This window comes from Neobacillus sp. PS3-40 (assembly GCF_030915485.1).
GTDB lineage: Bacteria > Bacillota > Bacilli > Bacillales > Cytobacillaceae > JAUZPL01.
In genome coordinates, this window is the sequence record NZ_CP133266.1 from 774,102 (window position 1) to 791,141 (window position 17,040).

Consider the following 17,040-nt stretch of genomic DNA (forward strand, 5'->3'; position numbering starts at 1 on the left):
TAATGATTTTGGATAATCGTGGCTTGGAGCCACCACAGCCAATGATGCGCACTCTCGCAGCAATAGAAAATCTAGCTGAAAATGAAGTTTTAACCATCATTAATGATCGAAGACCAATGTTCCTATATGAGCAACTTGAGGAATTAGGAATAAACCACAGAACGGAACCGCAAAATGACGGAAGTTTTAAGATCGAGATCTTCCGATAAGAAGGTGATTATATGCTTCCTCAAAACATGGGAAGTGAAACAAATATCAAGCTTCCCTTTTCATTTATATTTTTTAGTTTAATTGCATTAGTATTTTCACAAGTTATCTTAATTTCAAATGGTCAACTCCTATCTAATGGAAGCTTTAGAATACCTGCGATCTGGTCTGCAGCCCACCTGCTTATCCTTGGATGGGCGTTAATGACTGCCATGGGTGCAATGTATCAGCTTGTCCCTGTTGCATTTCTTGCGAAGATTTGGAACGAAAAATTCGGCTTCATTCAGTTTTTTATCACTGCTGCCGGAATTGTATCTTTTGCAGCAATGCTCTATTGGTCACCACAAAATGCATTTATTCCAGGAGCACTGACGCTACTGGGAATTTTGATGTTCTTATTTCAAATGTTTATGACACTTAAAAAGCAAGAAAAACCAACTATCCTAACAGCTTTTGTAGGTTCAGCATTGGTTTGTTTACTTGTTACGATTTCAATGGGTATCACATTGGTTTATTGTTTAAAAACTGGTGTCGGAGCTGAGTATTATCAAGAAATATTTAAGACTCACCTTCTCTTAGGGATAACTGGTTGGTTCACTTTATTAATTTTCGGATTTTCCTATAAGATGGTCCCTATGTTTTCCTTATCGCATGGTTTTCCAATGATCCAGGCTAGATATGTTTACGGTATCTACATATCCGGACTAGTGATCACATTGATATCGATCTTTAGCGGTCATGCTATACTATTAAAATTAGGATTCTTCTTGCTGCTAGTAGGGTTTTCTACCTTTAGCTGGCATATTAGGATTATTATTAAGAAACGATTAAAGAAAAAACTCGATATACCTTTTAGTTTTGCTTTAACCGCCATTGGATTTGGGAATGCTATTCATTTGATTGCCTTTGTAATGTTATGGACTAGTCATTTCTCATCTGTCATCAGCCCATTAATATATTCTTATTTCTTACTTTGGATTGTGCTTAGCATTCTCGGATATCTATATAAAATTGTTCCTTTTCTCTGGTGGACACATAAATATAGTAGTGAAATTGGGAAAAAATCAGTCCCAACTCTGAAACAAATGATGAATGAAAAAGTAGCAATTCCTTTGTTCAGTTTATTTATTCTTTCGGTTATTATCATCTTTTTTGCTATAACTTTTAAAATTGTCCTTCTCTTTAATATAGGGCAGTCATTACTATCAATTGTTTTTATCTCAATAACGATTAGCATTATTAGCGTTTTAAAAAAATAGTGAGGTGTTATTAAATGAGTTTAGCTGAAAAAGTTCGCGAGGAATTAAAAAGTGTGTACGATCCTGAATTAAACATCAATGTTGTTGATCTTGGTTTAATTTATAATATTGAGGTAAGTGAAGAAAACGATGTAACCGTCACGATGACATTAACAACGCCTGGTTGCCCATTACATGACAGCATTTCTAGTGGAGTTCAGTATTGTGTTGAAGGAATAGAAGAAACAAAAAATGTATTTGTCAATACGGTTTGGGAACCTGCTTGGTCACCTGAGAAAATGACTGAAGAAGGAAAAAGGCTTTTAGGAAGATAATTAACATTGCAAAATAAAAAATTGTCGAGAAAGGATATTTTTCTCGGCAATTTTTTATTTTGACTTGATTTAAATTACCGTTTATCGTCTCTGCTAACTGGTCTGTTGATTTCCGCTCCGGGCACTCGCTTTCCGCGGGGAGGTCTTGAAGCCTTCTCGGCGCTTTGGCGGAGGGCACTGAAAAAGTACGGGGGTGATTAGGGGCAATTCGGGACAGCATGTGGGCTTTTTCCACGATCACAGGGATGATTAGGCTCTATTCGAGACAGCATGCGGGCTTTTTCCACGATCACAAGGATGATTAGGCTCTATTCGGGACAGCAATCACCCTTTTTTCTCTCTCTTAGGGATGATTAAGGGGCAATAGCTATATTCACAGGAATTTAATAAGAATAATAAAATTTCTAGGTTAATAATGATTAGCCTGGAATCCAAATGCAAGAAAAAAGGCGCTTCTTCCAAAAATATGGAACGAATGTCGGCTTTTTAATAAAAGGCTATTTTGTGGTTTAAAAAAAGAAAGTTTTTCAGTGCCCAAAGCTTTGGCGACTGCGGGGCCTCAAGTGACCTCTATATCCCGCATGAGTCGAGCGCCCTCCGCTCCAATCAACAGGGAGGTCAATCAACCTAAAGCATTGCTACACACTTTTTCTAGCCTTGCTAATTGTGTTGCAATTTTTTAGCTAATCAGAATTTATATCCATAAATAGAGGATTGTCCAATAACTATAACAATTTTTCCTCTATTATAAACCGAGTTGGCCAGAATTCGTATAAACTAATTGATTCTATTGTTCCAGTAAAACTTTTAAAATTTTCTGCTACACAAGGCAATGCCTTAAGAATTGTTTTCTGGTTGTCTATTAGCATAGTAGTATGTGCTGCCCATCCCAAACCGTCAGCATAATCGTTATTAAAGTAATGTTGCAAATTTAAAAGTTCGTGATTTACTGAAGGTGCTATAAATAAAACATCAAGTCCAAACAATCCAATATTATTTAATTTGATATCAAAACTATGAAATTGTTTTGATACATTTCTCACTTGTTCTTTAATCACTTCTTCTTGTGTTATTTCAAAACTCCCTAGGGTAATATGATTTGGTAAATTAGGTGTTTGTTTTCCCACAAATCCATTATCTGATAACACCTTTTGAATTTTTTTCAATTTTAGCTCCGTTATTTTATCATATTGTGCCATAACACATAAAAATTTATTTTTCATAAAATCCACCCAATCAAATAATTTATTAGGAACTTCGCAAATATATACTAATGTTTATTACGAAATATAGTGTTTAAGGTTAACTATACCATCATTTTTTTGGATTTAAATATTTATTTATCCAATATAAGGAAAACCTGACATTGGTAAAAGAAGAAAAAGGCTGCACTTATCCTTATTTATATACTTCAACGGAACATTCATTCGTTTCATTCGAATATCAACATAAGTGTTTAATAGAGCACTATTTTTAAAAAATGTTTTCTTTTTTCTTAATCTATCTGAGTTGATTGGAGCGGAGGGCACTTGACTCCTGCGGGATTAGAGGGAATGGGAGACCCCACAGGCGGTACGAGGCTGCTGAAAAACTGGCGAATTTTTATTTTTCTCATTGGATGTGGATAAAAAAAGCAGCTAGTTGTCCAAATTTTGGATAACTAACTGCTTTTTTCTTGGTTACTTTTATATTCTATCTTATTTTTTCTCAGAGAGGAGCTTTATAATCCTCTTGAGATTGACTGCGAATATCGCTGTAGCTCCTTGTATTTCCATGCCAAATAGACCCGTAGATGACGCCACATCATACCCGTGTCTATGTTTAAGTTCACTATTTTTCGCCTCAATTTTATAGCGTGTTTTCGCTAGGTCTTTAAAAGCTTCCGTATTTTGAAACGCTTCTTGACCTGTATGTTCCGTTGATTTGATGGTTACTGAATAGGACTTACTTTTCGCTCCTTCTTTATAACATCCTTCACGGAAAGGACAAACAGCACATTTTTTAATATCAAAAAGGTACTTGATTCTAGGGTTTTTATCTTGATTCTTTCTTTCTTCATATTTTTTTCGAATGGCCATATGCCCGGCTTTACAAACATACATCCCTGCATCTTTATTAAAATTAAATTCATCTTCTTTTGTTCTTCTACCATATGTAATAAGTGGATGCAGTCTAGAAACAAGTGTTAATTGATGTTCTTTTGTATAACAAATATTATTTTTCTCAGAGTAGGCAGTATCCCCAATAATTGTATTAATTTCCATTCCTGTTGCTTGGCTTTTTTTAATTAATTCCTGCAGATATTTTCCATCACTTTTTTCACCTGTTGTCACAACTGCAGCTGTAATAATTCGTTCATCACTCATTGCAATATGCGTTTTGTAGCCAAAAAAAGAAGAATCAGCTGTTTTATGTCCTACACGTGCGTCTGGGTCTGTTGAAAAAGCCAGTTGTTCTGTATAATCTTCCACTACTTCTTTTAGTACATTTAATTTTTCCTTTACAGCTGGGGTTGCCGCAATTTTTGGTTCTGACTCGACAACAGAAATGATTTGACGGCAATAATTTAATTCATCTGTTACTTCGTTAGAAGTTGTTTTGGATGGGAATTTCTCTTTCATGGATTCATCGAACTGATAAACGGCTTTTCGCACATTTTTTGATTTCTCCTGCAAAAATTCTCTCGGTGATTTTTGGTTATAACGTGCTTTTGTATGTGTAGCATCAACAATAATGGTTTTATTTTTAATAATTTCCTTTTTAATTGCAATCTCAACGGTCTTTCCAATGAGCATATCTAATAAACCCACATCTTGAAGACGGAGTTTACGGAATTTTGTTAAAGAACTTGGGTCAATTACGGAATCTTCTGGTGCCATATCGAGGAAATATTTAAACGACATATCATATTTTGAACGTTCTACTACATCTACATCTGACAAATCATAAATTGATTTAAGCAATAGATATTTGAACATACGAATCGGTGACACTGCATTCCGACCGTTATCAAGACAATATTTCGTTTTTAATTCTTCAAGAATAAATGAAAAGTCAACTAGTTTATTGATTTGGCGAAGCATATTATCCTCTGGAACTACGAGATCAAAAATAGCTAAATATGGACTGAAATTGAGAGATTCTTGATTGGAAATCATTTAGATATCACCTACATACATTTAATATCATTATTATAAGACAAATAGGCAGTTGAAAGTTTGATTAATTCAAACTTTCAACTGCCTAAAAAAATGGGACTTTTTCAGTGGCCTCAGCGAAGAGATGAGGAGCTTCCCGGCACACCCACAAAAGCGAAGTACCTGGAGGCAAATCAACAGATATGTTGAAAAGCCAGTTTAACTAAAAATATTACAACGAATTAACGCGGTGAATTTTTAAGCATAATAAAAAGGACCTACCAGGTCCTTTTTATTATGCTTATTTCGGTTCAACAGGTAGGATATCTACTATATTTTTCAATAAGTGAGAATCGATATCTAGGTCTAACAAAATATGAACAGATCCTCTATCTTCTTCACTTCTAATTAACCTACCAATTCCTTGACGCAGACGGAGCAGCATATAAGGAAGATCTACTTCTATAAACGGATTTTTGGATCCTTCCCTTTTAGCTGAAAACACTGGATCATTCGGAGGAAATGGTAATGAAAAGATAATTACGTTTTGAAGAGATCTTCCTGGAATATCTAATCCCTCCCACAAATTCGTGGAGCACAAAACCGAATGCTCATCATTTTGAAAATTTGAAACAAGCCTGCTAATTTCCGCTTCGCCTTCAAAATAAGCGGTATAATCCAGCTTCCCTGCTACTCTTTGTTTAAATCCTTCTAACTCTTGTTTACTAGAAAAGAGTACGAGGGCACGGCCTTCTGTTTTACGGATTTGTTCAATGACATAATTGCTCTTCTCGTCCATATCATCTTTTGTAAACTTCGGTAAGTGTACCTCCACCCGCTCATCATATTGAAATGGTGATGCAACTGAAAAGGATAAAAATTCTTTGATGCCTAGGCTATTTGCCATATAATCAAACGATCCTTGGTTAGATAAAGTTGCTGAGGAAAAGATAAATGGTTTCTTTTGCGAGAATACTTCTTCCCTCATCACTTCTTCTACCATTTTCGGCATAATAACTAGGGTGCGCTCCTCTTCTTTTTCCTCAAACCAAGTGATCCCATTGATCGTTTGCAAAAAGAGACCTAATGAGTGCGTTATTTGGTCTAAGTACTCTTCAACGATTTTCAAATCATAATCATTAATAACGTATAATTCACTGTCAAAGACTAATTCTTCTTCCAAATTTCGAAGCTTTTCAAGTAATAATTTTGCTTGACCAATTACCAAAGGATTCTTTTCAATAAATTGCTTTTCCGAACCGTATGCAAACGAAGCATATTGTGAAATAGTTGTAAAAAACTTTTCATTTTCCAATAGAATTTCTTCAATTGTATAAAGAGTTTCATCACGCACATTGTTTTCCAATAATCGAGTTAATAATGTTTCAAGTGTTTGTTCAGTAAAGCGGTAGCTCAATGCTTTTTGACATGCATATTCCAATAGATGTCCTTCATCAAAAACGACAGATGAATGAGCCGGCAAAAGCGGCAGTTGACCTTCACGCTTTCTTGATTCTTTTGTCCAAATATGTTCCATATAAAAGTCATGTGAACAAATGATTAAATCTTTTGCATGCCTATAATATTCTCGATGTAATGTGAGTCCACATCTATTCCGGTTCTCGCAGGAGAAACAATCTTGAAGCGGATCCCAACTGATCTTCTTCCATTTTTCATCCGATAAAGTGGGATAATCACGGCGATCACCATATCTCTCAAAGGTTTGCATAGATGAACTCTGGTGAACAAAATCAGGCAACTGATTATAAATTTCATCAAATTCCCCGGTTGTATCCGACATTCTTGCTTTATCTAGCTTTTGTAAACATAAATACTGATCTCTTGATTTAGCGAGGCGAACATCAATATTTAATCCTAATACTTTTTCGAGCTTAGCCATATCGCCTTCTTCTTTTACAAGTTGTTCAATTAATGATTCATCTGCGCAGGCGATTATTGCTGGTTGGTTAGTATAGCGCGCGTAGGTAATAGCGTATAACAAGTAAGCAATTGTTTTACCAGTTCCAACTCCTGCCTCTGCAAACATTACTTTTTTCTCTTTAAAAGCCTTTTCTAATTGAAAAGCCATAAAAATTTGCTCATCTCTGAGCTCAAAGCCGGCTTCAGGTAAAATATCATAAAACAGATCGCCAATCCATTCCCCTAATTTATCATAGAAAGATTCAGTTTTAGAAATCGCAAATGGCATACGGTTTTGCATGTGATCCCTCCAAAAAAAGTCCCCTTTTATAATAGGGGATTAAGTTTTATAGTATGTTATTCGCCAATACGAGGTGATCTTTTCCCCCAGAATTGATATAAATCTGTCCGAATGAAGCCATTGAAGAGCTTCCGTTTCTTCGTTGCCTGTTTACCGTATAGTTGTTCAAAATTTTCATTAGAGGTTAACATATAAATCGACCATGTATCAAGCTTGGCAAATGCCTGCCCCATCTCTTTGTACATATGCTCGATTTCCTTTTTTTCTCCAAGCCTTTCTCCATACGGAGGATTACCAATGATTACACCATATTCACTTTTAACAGAAATATCTTTAACCTGCATTTGCTTAAACTGGATCAAATCACCCATGCCTGCTTCAAATGAATTTTCTTGGGCTATTTTAACCATTCGGTGGTCAATATCTGAACCTGAAATATCTAATGGTTGATCATAATTCGCAAGGTCCTCAGCTTCAATTCGAGCATCATCCCACACTTTAGTAGGAATAAAGTTCCAGCCCTCTGATGCAAATTCACGATTGAACCCTGGGGCAATATTTTGTCCAATCATTGCCGCTTCAATGGGAATTGTACCAGAACCACAGAATGGGTCCAAAAATGGACGGTCAGGCTTCCAATTGGTCAACAATATTAGTGCTGCAGCGAGTGTTTCCTTTAGCGGAGCCTCACCTTGATCAATGCGGTATCCACGCTTATGTAAACCTTGTCCACTTGCGTCAATAGTAATAGTTGCTACGTCTTTTAACAATGCTATTTCGATACGATATAATGCACCCGTTTCATCAAACCAAGAATTCCTCCGATAGTGTATTTTCATTCGCTCAACAACAGCCTTTTTAACAATTGCTTGGCAGTCTGATACACTAAAAAGGGTTGACTTCACAGATTTGCCGATAACAGGAAATTCAGCATCCTCTGGCAAATAGTTTTCCCACGGTAAAGCTTTTGTTTTTTCAAATAATTCATCAAAAGTATATGCTTTAAATTCTGCTACTTTTATTTTGATTCTATCTGCAGTTCGCAGCCATAAATTACACCTAGCAATTGCAGTTTCATCACCAACAAAAGTGACTTTTCCATTTTCCACTTCACACTCATACCCTAACGACCGTACTTCTTTTGCTACAATTGCTTCAAGTCCCATTGCAGCTGTGGCAATTAATTGATATTTTCCCATTTTTTCACCCTTTAGCTATCTTTTATAATTATTTATTTGAATACTACTTTTAAACGAAACATTTTCATTATAGACCAATATTGCATTAACTGATGCATCTTTTGAAACTTTATAAACAAAAAGACTCTCCGACTTAGGAGAGCCTCACATTCAGCATTCATACTATCCCATTAAAAACGTTCTGTAAGCCATGTTCTGTACCATAGTACTCCAAACGACAAAAAGTCTCGTACTTCGGTGGTAATCATCTATCTACAGGTTCCATAGAACCTGTCCTTCTCCTCGTTCAATTCCTCAGAGAAAGTGCCCCTACCATAGTTTGGGTTTCTCGCTCGCGGGGTTTACCTCGTTCCACCCTTTTCATTTCTGAAAAGGCTACGTCACTGTGGCACCTTTATAGGTATTCATGCCATATCCTAAAGGACTTAGGCATTTTCCCTGCCGTCAGCTGGTTAACCCAACTGCCCTAGCTTATGAATTGGCTAGGCACGAACACTACGAGCATCTCAGCTCGTGCGAGCATGGACTTTCCTCTGCAACATACGTTACAGCGATTACCCGAACGCAATTAATGAATACACTTATTATATGTATTCTTTAGCATTTATGCAATGTTTTAATCAGGTAAATAAGTAATAATCTGTCAATCGTATAATTTACTACCAAATACATGCTTCTCGAGATTGGATAACCGTTTTAAAATATCAAAATTTGTAGTACCTGCTGGCTGGGAAGTAGGTTGCCTTCTTGAAGATTCCTCTAATTGTTTTCTTAATCTTAGGTTTTCTTGTTGAAGATCTTCAATTTCCTGGTGGAATGTTTCATAATCCTTTATTACTAAATCCAAAAATTTATCAACATCTTCTTGTTTATAACCGCGTACACCAGTTTTAAACTCTTTTTCTAAAATATCCTTTGCAGTTAACTTCACTTTATCAGATAACATTAAATCACCTCAGTATTCACCAATCATTACCTATTATTTTTTCAAAAATATGTTCTTTTGTCAATTTTTTGTTCAGTTCTAAATATTATTTTACCACTTTAACAAAAGAATTTCACAAAACCTTAAAATTCAGCGCGATTATATTCTTCTTCATCGATCACATTCTGTAAATCATAAAATGTAATTAAATGAATTGGATAGGAATGCTTTTGTTGATACTTTAAAGACAGATCGTATAAATACTTTGGACTTCCATCTTTTTCTTGATCATATAAAAGAAGAAGACTATCACTTTTTTCAATAAAAAATTGATTTTTCAATCGTAATTGCAACGGGTTCTCATAGCTTTTTTTTGAAACCGAATCGATAAAATCTGCACTAGCAAGGACTGATTCATACCATTCCTGGTTTTTTTCATTCCACCCTTTCTCTTGATTTAAAAAGGGGGTAATGACAGCAAGTTTTAAATCAGAGTATTCCATTTGTAATTCGAATACGACTTCGGCAGCCCATAATTCCACCCCTAATTGTCCAGAGATCAAAACCCATTCCAAGCCATCATCAATCATTTGGATTAGCTTTTTCCGAATAGCAGATTTAATAATGACCACACTTGGATGATCCTTTTGGAAAATTCCTAATTCAAAGGGTTTGTAGCCCGATATCGCTAATACTTTACACATGGCCCCACCCCTTAATTTTAAAAATTTTATTTTTAAAGGACAAACACTTTTTAAAATTAATCATACTATATAGTACAAGTACAATAAGAGCTCCTTTACCAAACTCTTAGAGCCTATGAACTTGGAGCTGAACAATTAACAAAGAGATAAATAAATTTAATTAGTCAAGAAAAAACAAGGGCAACTATTGCCCTTGTAAATGGTTACTTTTCTTAATAAGGTCTTGGACCCATAAAAGGTCTTGGGCCCATATAAGGTCCTGGGGCAAATCCAGGTCCCATTGGTCCAACTGGCGCAGTTGGCATTGCACATGGGTTACAACAATTAAATTCCTGATTGCATACCTCATTAGCACATGATGCAGTTTCAGTACAATAATGCTTATGTTGGTACATGTGGTGATTAATAGTTGTTAAATGTGTTGGATGAATATGTGGAACTACCGTTGTTGAGAAAGTGTGATTCACAATCTGTTGAGTCGGATGAATAACTGGCGGCATAAAATTAGTTCCCAAGTACATTTAAAACTCCCCTTTCATATTTTCTGTTTACATTAACAGCCTATGATGAAAGGGATATTCTTGTACTAATGAAAATACCTATTTTTATAGAATTGAATAAAAGCTATCTTTTAAGCTTGTAAACATAACTGCAGTTAAACAAACGACAATGAAAAATAAAAACAAAATTGCTTTATACATACTACCAGCCCCATGATGTTATTATAGTCGTTTTACTTCAGTACCGTTTACATTTTACTCTTTTCAAATCAGGGAAACAACATGGAAATTCTGGTTTTTTGGCGAAAAATTATTAAAATTTTGTTACAAATAATCGAAGCTTGTCGAAAAGATTTTTCTATATACTGAATTTGCCGAATTTTGCGGTTACCCAGGAAATTTTTGGACTTTTTGTTCTAAACGTTTTACCCGCACAAATAGTTGATTTTGCTGTGCTTGATTTACAACAGTCTGCTTTAATGTTTGCATCTCTATAATTTTTTGACAGTACTTAATGGCAAGATTATAATTTTTATGTTTATGCTCCAATATTTTCGCTACCTCAACACCCGCCCGCATGTTTAAATCAACATCATCCGTATGATTAACAACATCCTCAAACAATCTTAGTGCTTTATCCCATTGATGTTCTTTTTTATGTTGAAAAGCTAATGCAAGCTTTGCATGATCAGATGTTTTGTCATCTCCATCTGATAATCTAGTAAACACCTGTTTTGCTTCATTATTTTCTCCTAAGCTTGCAAACCATCGCCCGATTTCGAAGGATTCATTTCTAGTTTGAGAACTAACTTTTCCACATAATTGAAAAGTAAGATGTGTATAAAGTGTAACAAGAGATAGAATATCAATTTCGTTATGTTTTAAGATTCCAACCATTCCCTCTGGATGTTTATTTTCTATGAAGTCAAAATAAATCATTGGAGCTAAGTAGCCTGGAATATCTCCTTCTCTTTTTACACCTAAAACTTCACTTTCAACTACTGACAGTTTTACTCTGTCTAATTTATGCTTCCATAACCTTCTCGAGGCATGATATAAATCAAAATGCCCAAATGATGGTAGTTTGGGTACATGTTCTCTAACAAGAGTATGCCTTGTTTTCACCTGTGGCCAATCAAAGGATTTTCCATTATATGTAATAAGCGTCTTATAATTCACCTTTTCTAGAAAGCTTTGGTATAAAGGGATCTCCGCACCTGGGTTTGGCAAAATATGCTGCCTTAAAATTAGCTCACCATTTGAAACGCTTGCATATCCGAGCAGAAAGATTGTATTACCCACACCACCTCCAAGGCCAGTTGTTTCAGTATCAAAGAAAAATAACTCTTCTGCCTGGAACCCCTTTGCTGACAATGGATGGTTAACTTTATGATTATTCCAAATTTCAACTGCGGTAAGAAAGTCTTGAAAACGATAATGCCCATGCTGGTGGGATAGCGAGTATTTAACTTCCCTGACTAAACAATAGTTGTTGTCAAAAAAATAGGGGAAAACTTTCTCCTCTTCCCATCTATCTCGGTAAGGAATGTTAATTTTAGTTAAAGGAAGAATTTCAACAGGGTGATGGTCAACAACACCACTTTCGGATATATGTGGTTTGAGTCTGGCTAATTTTTTCTTCAATGACATCGTTTCAACCCTCTATCTGGTGATTCTCTGGATTCATAAAAGACAGAATAATTCTTAACACATCTTGTTTAGCTGTCTCTCCGACTGTTTCAGCCCCAACACATGACGGACATCCATGATCACACTGACATTGCTTTATCATTCTTTTAGTACTAAGAAATACTTCATTCATTCCACCAAATATTTTCTCACTTAATCCAATCCCCCCCGGATAACGATCATAAAAGAAAATAGTTGGCTTTTCGTTGTGGTCTGCCTTTACTTGGGGCACGACATGTATATCTTGTGGATCTGCCATAACAAATAAGGGGGCAATATGGTTCAAGGCATGTGCTACTCCAATTAGTCCTTGTTCTAATCGATCAACTCCCATTTCCGTAAGCGGTTTATTTAACGAAATCCAGGCTGCATTTGTATGCAACTCCTCTTCTGGAAGATGAATAGGACCTGAACCAATATTTTCGTGTGTTTCAAATTTAATTTTCTTAAAGATCGTCGCCATCGCCCTTACACTAACGTCCCCATATCCTAATTCTATTTCAGGCATTTCCTTACGTTTATCTACTTCTAATACTTTTAATTGGACTGCTAAATTTGCATCAGTATAGTAATCTACTGAAACCTCTCTGACAAACGCTTTTTTTTCTTCCCAATCCAGTTTTTCAACTTGGAATTGTGTACCTTGATGCAAATAAATTGCCTCATCATGTAAAAGAGTCATAGCAGAAAAACGGTCCATTTCACCAATGACTTTAACCCCTGCACTATTTGTTTGATCGATAATCACAATATTCTCTTGGGAGGCTGATCGTAAACTAATGTTATGGGCTGGGAAGGAGTCATTCATCCAGTACCATTTATCACCATTTTGATAAAGGACCCTTTCCTCTGTTAAATATTCCAATAATTCCTCTGTGCCCACTTTCCCAAACTGTTCCCCTATTTTAAAAGGAAGTTCATATGCAGCACATTTCATATGATCAATTAAAATAATCAGATTATCAGGATTGATTCGAGCAGTTTCTGGACTCTTATTAAAAAAATAATCAGGATTTTGAATAATATATTGATCAAGTGGACTTGAACTCGCAACCATTATGACCAAGGATTCTCCGTGCCGTCTTCCTGCTCTTCCTGCCTGCTGCCAAGCACTAGAGATGGTTCCGGGATATCCAGTCATAATACAAACTTGCAACTGACCAATATCAACTCCCAATTCGAGAGCATTTGTACTAACAACACCGTAGATCTCTCCGGAACGAAGTCCTTTTTCAATTTTTCTCCTCTCAGTGGGAAGGTAACCTCCTCGGTAACCCATAATTGATTTTGCACCCAATTGATTCTTTACGAGTTCTTGCAAATAAGTAAGAATAATTTCCACTCTCACCCTGCTTCTAGCAAAAACGATTGTCTGAATTTTGTTCTTCAGGAGTTCACCCGCTAATTTACGTACTTCGAGTGTTGCACTTCTCCTAATATTTAAAGGTTTGTTAACAACAGGAGGATTATAGAAAAGAAAATGTTTTCGTCCGCTAGGTGCACCATTATTATCGATCAATTTCATGGGCTCTTCCGTTAAACTCTCGGCTAGCTCAAGCGGATTTGCAATTGTTGCCGATGTACAAATAAAAACTGGATGACTTCCATAATACTGGCAAATTCGTTTTAATCTTCTTATAACATTTGCTACATGGCTTCCAAAAACACCCCGATAGGTATGCAATTCGTCAATGACGACAATTTGAAGATTTTCAAACAATGATACCCATTTCGTATGATGGGGTAGAATAGCTGAATGGAGCATATCAGGATTTGTAATGACAACATGTCCTGCTTTCCTAACCTTTTGGCGAATGTTAGCGGGTGTATCTCCGTCATATGTGTAACTATTTATATTCATACCTGAGGTTTGGATAATTTCATTTATTTCACTTTTTTGATCCTGAGCAAGTGCCTTTGTTGGGAAAATATACAATGCCCTGGCTTCTGGATTAGAAAGAATCTTTTGTAATACCGGTAGATTATAGCATAGTGTCTTCCCTGAAGCGGTAGGTGTAACAGCAACAATGCTGTGCCCGTCCATAACTGATTCATAAGCACTCTTTTGGTGGGAATAGAGCTTGTCAATTCCTCTTTTTTTAAGACCATCTTCTAAAATAGGTTTCAAATCAGTGGGAAATGATGCTGTTTGAGCGGGTCTTTCTAGAATTGTTTTCCAATTAATAATATTTTCTTTAAAATAACTATTTCGTTTCAGTTCAGCTAGGATTTCTTGTAAACTTTTTTTCACGAACATCTATTGTCACCTCAATACATTTATTTTACCGAATAAACGTTCGTTACAAAAGACCCTTACAACAATATTTACGTGAAAATAGCGTGGAAATATTTTCAACTACTTATTTTTTGTGTATTCTCGTCATTTTGCTCCATGAAACGAGTATCAAAATAAGGAAAAAAGGAACAGACATAAATATATAGGCGTTTTTTCAAAAGAAATTTAATAAAAACATTTCTATTATTGCGTTAAACTTTGTTAAAATAGAAATAGATCCATTTAAAGGTTGCTGAGGTGATTAAATGAAAATAGCAGAAATGAAAAAAGTCCTTTCTGGATTCTCTCTTTTTCGGGAATTAACAGACAGTGAATTAAATAAAATAACGGACATTTCCATTGTTCGTGATTGGAAGAAACATAGTCATGTTTTCTTGCAGGGAGACCCGCTTGAGAATGTATATTTTATATTTGATGGTAAAATTAAAGTTTACAAAAGTGATGTAAACGGAAAAGAACAAATTGTTGCCATTATGAAAAAGGGTGAAATGTTCCCACATGTAGGTTTTTTTAGAAAAGGTGATTACCCTGCTTTTGCTGAAGTATTGGAGCCTTCGACAACTATCGCAGTACCCATTTCACAGTTTGAAAATGTATTAATCGAGAATCCAGAACTTTGCATCAAGGTGTTTAAGGTATTGGGTGAAAAGATTATTGATTTACAAAACCGCCTTGAAGAACAAATTCTTAATAATACGTACGAGCAGATCATCAAGCTTCTTGTACGCCTTGCTCAAAACCATGGAAAAAAACTTGAAGATAACACCATTTGGCTTGAGGCTGAGTTTACAAACAAAGATCTTGCCAATATGATCGGGACAACAAGGGAAACGATTAGCCGTACTTTAACGAGAATGAAGAGGGATGAATTAATCGAGTTAGATGACGAGGGAAACATGATCCTTGATCTTGACAAGTTAATGGATGAAATTATGTAAAGAAAACTCGCCGATTGGCTAGCCCCTAAGGGCGACGATTAGGCGTAGTTGCCCTGATATGCGCTAGCAGAATTTATGGATATAAATTCTGCTTAGCTAAAACATAAAAACCGCAGCCGTATCATATTGGCTGCGGTTTTTCCTTTATCTAATAAGAAGCGGCCCAGTTCCTACGTCTCTAAACGGGCGTTTCTGCTTTTCTATTTTTTTGATAGTTGTAGCATATCGTTCATGTCCTCTTGGGCCGTTCCAATTAATTTTAAGTTAAATGTATCTTGAAGAACTTGCAAAACTCCTTCAGAAATAAATTCAGGTGGTTTTGGACCAATCCGAATATCTTTAATTCCTAGGCTAAAAAGTCCTAACAGAATAGCAACAGCTTTTTGCTCAAACCAAGAAAGGACGATGCTTACTGGAAGTTCATTGATTTCACACTCAAATGCTGAGGCAAGTGCTATTGCTATTTTAACGGCCGATCCTGAGTTATTACATTGGCCCAAATCAATGTAACGTGGAATATTTGTTCCCGGCACAACCCCATAATCAATATCATTAAAACGGAATTTACCACATGATGTGGTTAAAATGACCGCTTCAGGAGGTAGTGAAGTGGCAAGTTCACGATAATATTGTCCACCATTACCAGGTGCATCACAGCCAGCTATTACAAAAAAACGTTTAATCTTTCCAGTCTTTACTGCTTCGATTACTTCAGGTGCCAATCCTAAAACAGTTTCATGATGAAATCCGGTTAATAATGTTTCATCTGATTCAATATTGGCCTCTGGAAGTTCCAAAGATCGATCAATTAATGGTGAAAAATCATTATTCACTATTTTTTGTACATCAGGAAGCCCTGCCACTTCATAGGTAAACATTCTGTCTGCATAACTACCTTTAATTGGCATAACACAGTTTGTTGTTGCCAAAATAGCACCCGGGAATTTTTCAAAAAGGATGCGTTGATCAAACCAGGACTTCCCTATGTTGCCTTTTAAATGCGGGTATTTTTTTAAAGCAGGATATCCATGTGCAGGAAGCATCTCGGAGTGAGTATAAATATTAATTCCTTTACCTTCAGTCTGTTTTAGTAATTCTTCTAAAGCTAGCAGATTATGCCCCGAAACTACAATGCACTTTCCTTCAATTTTATTTTGACTAACACGAATCGGTTCGGGAATACCTAAACGCTTTGTATGTGCCTCATCTAACATTTCCATAACACGAACAGTTGATTTTCCCACTTTCAAAGCCATATCAATATGTTCCTGAACATTAAAGTTTGAATTTGTCAGAGTCATATAAAGAGCCTCATGTGTTGTCGCATCAACAAATGGATCAGTATATCCTAACTGATTTGCATGTGTTCGATAGGCTGCAATCCCTTTTAAACCAAAAATAATTGTATCTTGAAGGCTTGCAATTGTTTCGTCTTTACCACAGACACCGAGAATTTGGCATCCACCGGTTGGGGTTTGTTCACATTGGTAACAGAACATCTTTTTCCTCCTCTTCCTTTTATTTACTGCTTTAGAATACAAATATCCCATTCATAATCATGTGATATTTATCACAGAGTTTTTAGTTGTACTAAATCTTTCATAAAGTTTTATCTAAAATATGACGGGCACCAGTCCAGAAAAAAAGCATA

14 protein-coding genes and 1 other RNA gene are annotated in these 17,040 nt (G+C 35.8%); 4 read left to right on the forward strand and 11 right to left on the reverse strand.

Going from position 1 to position 17,040, the window contains the following annotated elements; genetic code table 11:
- Positions 1-2 precede the first annotated feature (2 nt).
- Genes RCG20_RS03900 through RCG20_RS03910 form a run of 3 tightly spaced genes read left to right on the forward strand, consistent with a single transcriptional unit; the run spans position 3 to position 1,780 of the window.
- Positions 3-209 (forward strand): DUF2249 domain-containing protein, encoded by a 207-nt coding sequence (locus RCG20_RS03900; RefSeq protein ID WP_308182927.1) that lies wholly within the window; start codon positions 3-5, stop codon positions 207-209.
- A 12-nt stretch (positions 210-221) separates the two neighbouring features.
- Positions 222-1,466 carry a hypothetical protein gene (locus tag RCG20_RS03905; RefSeq protein ID WP_308182929.1) on the forward strand — a complete coding sequence of 415 codons (1,245 nt, stop codon included), beginning with the start codon at positions 222-224 and terminating at the stop codon, positions 1,464-1,466.
- A gap of 14 nt (positions 1,467-1,480) precedes the next feature.
- Positions 1,481-1,780 (forward strand): metal-sulfur cluster assembly factor, encoded by a 300-nt coding sequence (locus RCG20_RS03910; RefSeq protein WP_308182930.1) that lies wholly within the window; start codon positions 1,481-1,483, stop codon positions 1,778-1,780.
- A 725-nt stretch (positions 1,781-2,505) separates the two neighbouring features.
- On the opposite strand, the gene RCG20_RS03915 is transcribed toward RCG20_RS03910, so the two are convergent.
- The 10 genes from RCG20_RS03915 to RCG20_RS03965 form a co-directional block, all read right to left on the reverse strand.
- Positions 2,506-3,003, reverse strand: coding sequence for a 2'-5' RNA ligase family protein (locus tag RCG20_RS03915; protein WP_308182931.1), 498 nt, complete (start codon positions 3,001-3,003; stop codon positions 2,506-2,508).
- Between the two features lie 474 nt (positions 3,004-3,477).
- Entirely contained in the window at positions 3,478-4,938 is a 1,461-nt protein-coding gene (locus tag RCG20_RS03920; protein ID WP_308181363.1) for an IS1182 family transposase, read from the reverse strand.
- 280 nt (positions 4,939-5,218) lie between these two features.
- Positions 5,219-7,138, reverse strand: a complete 1,920-nt coding sequence (locus RCG20_RS03925) for an ATP-dependent DNA helicase (RefSeq protein ID WP_308182932.1) — start codon at positions 7,136-7,138, stop codon at positions 5,219-5,221.
- Between the two features lie 56 nt (positions 7,139-7,194).
- On the reverse strand, positions 7,195-8,337 hold the full coding sequence (locus RCG20_RS03930) for a THUMP domain-containing class I SAM-dependent RNA methyltransferase (RefSeq protein WP_308182933.1): 1,143 nt from the start codon (positions 8,335-8,337) through the stop codon (positions 7,195-7,197).
- A 179-nt stretch (positions 8,338-8,516) separates the two neighbouring features.
- Positions 8,517-8,903: RNase P RNA component class B (gene rnpB, locus RCG20_RS03935), an RNA gene on the reverse strand.
- 77 nt (positions 8,904-8,980) lie between these two features.
- Positions 8,981-9,283 (reverse strand): cell division regulator GpsB, encoded by a 303-nt coding sequence (gpsB, locus tag RCG20_RS03940; protein ID WP_308182934.1) that lies wholly within the window; start codon positions 9,281-9,283, stop codon positions 8,981-8,983.
- A gap of 122 nt (positions 9,284-9,405) precedes the next feature.
- Positions 9,406-9,966, reverse strand: a complete 561-nt coding sequence (locus RCG20_RS03945) for an SLOG family protein (RefSeq protein WP_308182935.1) — start codon at positions 9,964-9,966, stop codon at positions 9,406-9,408.
- Between the two features lie 212 nt (positions 9,967-10,178).
- The gene (locus RCG20_RS03950; protein ID WP_308182936.1) at positions 10,179-10,487 is read right to left on the reverse strand and encodes a CotD family spore coat protein; all 309 of its coding nucleotides are present in this window, start codon (positions 10,485-10,487) and stop codon (positions 10,179-10,181) included.
- A 366-nt stretch (positions 10,488-10,853) separates the two neighbouring features.
- Positions 10,854-12,116, reverse strand: a complete 1,263-nt coding sequence (locus tag RCG20_RS03960) for a ribonuclease H-like domain-containing protein (protein ID WP_308182938.1) — start codon at positions 12,114-12,116, stop codon at positions 10,854-10,856.
- Positions 12,117-12,120: 4 nt separating this feature from the next.
- Positions 12,121-14,412 (reverse strand): DEAD/DEAH box helicase, encoded by a 2,292-nt coding sequence (locus tag RCG20_RS03965; RefSeq protein ID WP_308182939.1) that lies wholly within the window; start codon positions 14,410-14,412, stop codon positions 12,121-12,123.
- 284 nt (positions 14,413-14,696) lie between these two features.
- Between RCG20_RS03965 and RCG20_RS03970 the strand changes: the two genes are divergently transcribed.
- Complete coding sequence (locus RCG20_RS03970; RefSeq protein ID WP_308182940.1) at positions 14,697-15,389, forward strand: Crp/Fnr family transcriptional regulator; 693 nt, start codon at positions 14,697-14,699, stop codon at positions 15,387-15,389.
- A gap of 200 nt (positions 15,390-15,589) precedes the next feature.
- On the opposite strand, the gene hcp is transcribed toward RCG20_RS03970, so the two are convergent.
- On the reverse strand, positions 15,590-16,888 hold the full coding sequence (hcp, locus tag RCG20_RS03975; RefSeq protein WP_308182941.1) for a hydroxylamine reductase: 1,299 nt from the start codon (positions 16,886-16,888) through the stop codon (positions 15,590-15,592).
- Positions 16,889-17,040: the final 152 nt, after the last annotated feature.

Coding starts and splice junctions, on each gene's coding strand:
- RCG20_RS03905 (WP_308182929.1), top strand. CDS start 222: ATGCTTCCTCAAAACATGGGAAGTGAAACAAATATCAAGCTTCCCTTT.
- RCG20_RS03945 (WP_308182935.1), bottom strand. CDS start 9,966: ATGTGTAAAGTATTAGCGATATCGGGCTACAAACCCTTTGAATTAGGA.
- RCG20_RS03950 (WP_308182936.1), bottom strand. CDS start 10,487: ATGTACTTGGGAACTAATTTTATGCCGCCAGTTATTCATCCGACTCAA.
- RCG20_RS03960 (WP_308182938.1), bottom strand. CDS start 12,116: ATGTCATTGAAGAAAAAATTAGCCAGACTCAAACCACATATATCCGAA.
- hcp (WP_308182941.1), bottom strand. CDS start 16,888: ATGTTCTGTTACCAATGTGAACAAACCCCAACCGGTGGATGCCAAATT.
- RCG20_RS03910 (WP_308182930.1), top strand. CDS start 1,481: ATGAGTTTAGCTGAAAAAGTTCGCGAGGAATTAAAAAGTGTGTACGAT.
- gpsB (WP_308182934.1), bottom strand. CDS start 9,283: ATGTTATCTGATAAAGTGAAGTTAACTGCAAAGGATATTTTAGAAAAA.
- RCG20_RS03965 (WP_308182939.1), bottom strand. CDS start 14,412: ATGTTCGTGAAAAAAAGTTTACAAGAAATCCTAGCTGAACTGAAACGA.
- RCG20_RS03900 (WP_308182927.1), top strand. CDS start 3: ATGATTTTGGATAATCGTGGCTTGGAGCCACCACAGCCAATGATGCGC.
- RCG20_RS03915 (WP_308182931.1), bottom strand. CDS start 3,003: ATGAAAAATAAATTTTTATGTGTTATGGCACAATATGATAAAATAACG.
- RCG20_RS03920 (WP_308181363.1), bottom strand. CDS start 4,938: ATGATTTCCAATCAAGAATCTCTCAATTTCAGTCCATATTTAGCTATT.
- RCG20_RS03925 (WP_308182932.1), bottom strand. CDS start 7,138: ATGCAAAACCGTATGCCATTTGCGATTTCTAAAACTGAATCTTTCTAT.
- RCG20_RS03970 (WP_308182940.1), top strand. CDS start 14,697: ATGAAAATAGCAGAAATGAAAAAAGTCCTTTCTGGATTCTCTCTTTTT.
- RCG20_RS03930 (WP_308182933.1), bottom strand. CDS start 8,337: ATGGGAAAATATCAATTAATTGCCACAGCTGCAATGGGACTTGAAGCA.